This is a genomic window from Xanthomonas arboricola pv. guizotiae (genome assembly GCF_002940205.1).
In the GTDB taxonomy this organism is placed as follows: Bacteria; Pseudomonadota; Gammaproteobacteria; order Xanthomonadales; family Xanthomonadaceae; genus Xanthomonas; species Xanthomonas arboricola_C.
This window is the reverse complement of sequence record NZ_MDSK01000077.1, coordinates 1-4,473: the sequence shown is the minus strand read 5'-3', so window position 1 is coordinate 4,473 and position 4,473 is coordinate 1. Positions and strand designations below refer to the sequence as shown.

3 protein-coding genes and 1 pseudogene are annotated in these 4,473 nt (G+C 53.1%); all 4 read right to left on the bottom strand.

Translation table 11 applies throughout. The annotated features are described in order from the left end of the window. Positions 1 to 321, bottom strand: a pseudogene (locus XarbCFBP7408_RS23590) (hypothetical protein); the annotation flags it as partial. A gap of 102 nt (positions 322 to 423) precedes the next feature. Beyond that, positions 424 to 921: a hypothetical protein gene (locus tag XarbCFBP7408_RS22585; protein ID WP_146093825.1), complete on the bottom strand. Its 498-nt coding sequence runs from the start codon at positions 919 to 921 to the stop codon at positions 424 to 426. Between the two features lie 310 nt (positions 922 to 1,231). After that, the gene (locus XarbCFBP7408_RS22580; protein ID WP_146093824.1) at positions 1,232 to 2,968 is read right to left on the bottom strand and encodes a hypothetical protein; all 1,737 of its coding nucleotides are present in this window, start codon (positions 2,966 to 2,968) and stop codon (positions 1,232 to 1,234) included. Next, positions 2,965 to 4,473 (bottom strand): hemagglutinin repeat-containing protein (locus XarbCFBP7408_RS21710; RefSeq protein ID WP_181123327.1); only part of this gene is annotated, 1,509 nt, incomplete at its 5' end. The genes XarbCFBP7408_RS22580 and XarbCFBP7408_RS21710, both read right to left, overlap by 4 nt.

Here is a 4,473-nt window from a genome sequence, read left to right as displayed (position 1 = left end):
CGTTGGACGCGACCGGTGCGACCGACATCTTGACGATGCCGCCCGACGTGGCGAGCGTGGCGTCCTGCGTGTTGGCGCCCACCTGGGTGCCTGCGCTGCCACTGGTGCCGGTGGCAACACGGATGCTGCCTGCGCTGCCGGTTGCCCGGCGGACCACCGCCTGGCTGTCGACATTTGCTGTGGTCTGTCGGGTACGGGCCCTCAAGCCGCCTTATGCGCCGATGCCGTTGAGCAAGATGGCTATGATGCTGCCCCGTCGCTGCCGACGGCGCCTTTGCTGACGTTGGCGCCACTGATGCTGACGCCTTGGCTGCCGGTCATGGGGGTGTAACGCTTAATTACATCCGTACCTGAGGGTTGCCGGAATTTAGCGAACGACACCGCAATCATCAACCTCTGCCATTAGCACCAACCACCCTTCAATCAAGCAGACATTTTACCAAGGAATGCATAAGGCAGCTCTTCATCACAGTTCTCCATCGATCTAAAATAAAAAATCCATTTCTCCGTCTCAATCATCCTGTGGATGAAAGCACCATCGATTGCAATTCGGTACGCCGCCGTTTCCTGCACCACTTTGCCATTTTCCCGAGCGAAATTTATAATATCCCTATAAGTAGATCCTTTACCAAGCCCTATGCCAAGCTCTTCCACATCAAAAAAAGTACCATCATCCAATTCAACCTCCCTATTAAAAGCCCTACGAGCAGCCCCCTCCCCACCACAAATTCCGACCGAAGCCACATGATTCCCAGAGCCAGCACCACCTAAATCAGACCCATTATATTTTGATACTAAAAAATAAACGAATTCACTAGCCTTATAAAGCATACCCCCTATTCGACAGTTATCGTCATATTCAATAAAATTCGAAAGCGGCGACCACTTCTTGGCAGAAATAAGTTGAAGGTGATTAAGCATTATTGACACTCCTACCTAGGCCACTTGAATATTCTACCATCCACCCGACCCTCATTGATCGCATCAAGGGCCAGATTTTTTATCGGCCCTTCCGGAAGTTTATCTACAGCAGCACGGACTTCAGGCATCCATGATTGGACCGTGGACAAATCCAAAGATTCCGGGTACCGCCCGCCCGGCGAACGGTATTTAGGGAACCTCTGAACAACTCTTGGCGTTGCGAGCGAATTTGGGATTTCGCTTGATCACGACAATCTCCGTTGCTGAAAATCAATCACTTACGCGTGATGGCTCCAACCTCAGGCGTCGATCAGAAGTCTATCGAGGAGTTGTTCAGAGCTTCCTTAGCATCCCAGACAACTACCGACCCAGTTGACTTGTCGAAAGTTATATAATCCGGACCTGGAGCAGTGACTTTGCCAGGCGACTGTATTCCGACATGCCCAAGTTCATCTACCGCAGCCTGATAGCCTCGCAGTTCACCAATCGATCCATTTACATGTTTCAAGTTTTTACCTGAAAGAACCTCAACGTCAATAGCGTCATTAATTTCGTCAAATTTATTATCTGTTATTTTACCAGGCGAATCAATTATATCAAGTTCGCCGCCAAGATCAGCCTTGTCTGCAATTCGTGCAATCTCAGCCGCTTTATCAGCATCCTTCGCAACATTCTCAACTGTCGATGCAAATTCAGCGGTGACCTTTGCCGCACGAGTAGTCATCTTTGCAGCAGTGACTGCACTGATAGCTCCTGCCGTTGCAATCTCAGCCAATGCTTCAAATGCAAGCGCTCCAGTCGCATAGGCCTTTGCGTCACGAAATGCCTGCAGATCCTTCTGCGTATAGTCAACCAGGACATTGGCAATCAGCTTTCCGCCTTCGCCAGCGAGTCCATTGGCGATCTTCTTGCTGGTCCCCTCTGGATCATGAAGCATCGACCACTGCAGCATCTGCATGGATAACCATGTCTTGGGATTCACGAGGTCGACCAAGCCGCCCGCTCCATCCTTGAACCCTAGCAAAGCTTGCCTGGCTTCTTCAGTGGGGTTTTGCGTGTAAGCACGCATCAACTCACTGAAGCTTGCGTCTTCTACGAGGCGGACATTGGCGGCATTGAAGTACAGATTCCTGCCGGTGCTGTCGGCAAACGCTTGAACTGCATAAAGCTCTTGATTTTTGAAATCCTCGGTGGTGCTCTTGAACGCATTCATGGTGACGCCACGCTCGTCCACGTACGTCAGGTGGGCGCCGTTAGCATTTGCTTCTGTCAACAACCAGCTTTGTGCATCCTTGTAGCCCTGCACCTGCTCGGGCGTGTAAAGCGTCAGTAGACTCTGCCAATCCTGATCGTTTGCGTACAGCGCACCCCGCATCAGTAGACGCTCTGCTTCCTGCTTACTACAACCACATATGCTGGTGTACTCATCAGACTTGCTGCGAACGAAAGACAATTCGACAGGATGCAACTGTCGATTGAACTGCTCGCCTGCCAGCGCCGTAGCAGCGCCACTTCCACCGCCACTAATGGCTCCCACAACTGCACTAATGAATTGCTGCGCACCAGGTGCCAGGCCCGCGGTGGCTGGCCGTGTCGCTTCTGCAGCACCCGCGCCCAAGGCACCGCCAAGAACATCGCCATTACCAAGCGCAGCAGACAACGCACCCACCAAGGTATGCAACGTTACCTTCGCTGCACCACCATCCAGCCATAGCCCAAGACTGCTTCTAGCAGCATCGGCCCGCTGAGTTGCCTCACTGATCGCAGTCTGGTCCCCACTCTTTTCTGCCTGCGCCAATGCGTCTTCGGCTTCCTGCCACTCCCTCCCCTTTGCGTTTGCAATCGCGTCGGAAATCGAACCAGCGGTACGAAAACCAACCTCGCTTGCGATCTGGCCTGCGATCAAATCCTTCTGTACTTCCTCAAGGTCGAACTTGTTCTTAAGGAAGCTCTGAACAACTCCTCGATAGACTTCTGATCGACGCCTGAGGTTGGAGCCATCACGCGTAAGTGATTGATTTTCAGCAACGGAGATTGTCGTGATCAAGCGAAATCCCAAGTTCGCTCGCAACGCCAAGAGTTGTTCAGAGGTTCCTTAAGTCCTTCCAGTTGGATCTTTGTCGCAGTGCGATCCAGGCCGTCTAACGCAGAGGTATCACCGTTGCGCACGATGACAGTGCCCGCAGCAATATCGCTGCGCGTTGTGCTACTGGATGACTCAGATTGCGGAATACCCAAACCAGGACGTCCAGTGCCCCCTCCCCACGTGGTCTCACTTGCTCCAGTACTACCTGGCTGCCCCCCGCTTTGATCGCCTATCGAGCCACCTGCGCTCGCTGAATAGTTAAAAGTATTGGCACTGTAGCCCGCTCGATTTTGAAGCTCCGTAACACCAAGACTCTGTGTCGAGAGCAGATTCTTTTCAGGTATTGCCGTGCTTGCAAGTACAGCACCATCAAGTTGCGTGTGGTTACCCACATTGATCGAGTAGCCGCCGTTGCCGGCAGCAAGGCCGGTTTGACCATTGACTGCGTTGTAATTGCTATCGATCTTGGTCTGACCGACGCTAGCGCTGCCATAGATTGATCCATAGCAAATCGGGGGGATACAAAGGCTAAGGTTTAAGCCGCCGCTGAGATCATTCTGATTATAAGTTTGCTGATCTTGTGTACTGGCAAGCGTGAGGTTGCGTCCGACATCTGCAACCACGGTGTTACCGATTGCCTGAGCGCCTTTCAATGTCGTGTCGCGCCCACTATTGATCAGCAGTACGTTGCCAGCTTGAACCCCTGTCAATTGATTGGTTGCCGAAAGCCCCTGACTCTCGCCAAGTGCACGCGAGGCCGCAAGTTCAATAGTGAATCCGTTCTGCGACCCACCTAAACCAAAGCCCACCCCGATACTAGCGTTGTGAGCGTCGTACTTGCTGACTTGGTCGCTGCTACTGATAGCCGAAAGAAGATTAATATCACGGACAGCGTCTAGCGCTACCGTATTTCCCGCTCTGATCTGGGTGCCCTTCGAAGTGATATCACCGTTGGGAGCGTAACCGTCGGCGTCTTTCGTGCCGTCACCGTTCGCAAGTATCGTGACATTGCGACCTGCGTTGACCGTACTACCCTGTGCCTTAGTGTCGAGGTAGCTGGACTCGCTTTTCTGAACGCCTCCGCCAACGCTGACGGTGACCTTTGCTGCGGCGCCGCTCTGTACAGCATCGTATGCGGCATAGGCCGCCTTCGCCGCGTACAGCGCCGCCATCCGCTCATCGCCTTCATCCTGCGCTTTGCCTGCAGCATCTGCCGCACGCGCAGCTTCGACGGCATATCCCGATAGTGCAGCAGTCACACCGTACTGGGTCACACGATGTGATTCAACCTGGCTTGCGGTATTCGTTGCAGCATCAAGAAGGACATTTCGGCCGGAAAGCGTCACATCGTTGCCAGCAAAAATGTCAGCGCCCTTAGAGCGGCTAACAAAACCCTTGAATTCTGTTGAGTCGGCGACAACATTGCCGGCATGACACGTCGCAACGAGATCCCTAGTGCGCTTTGG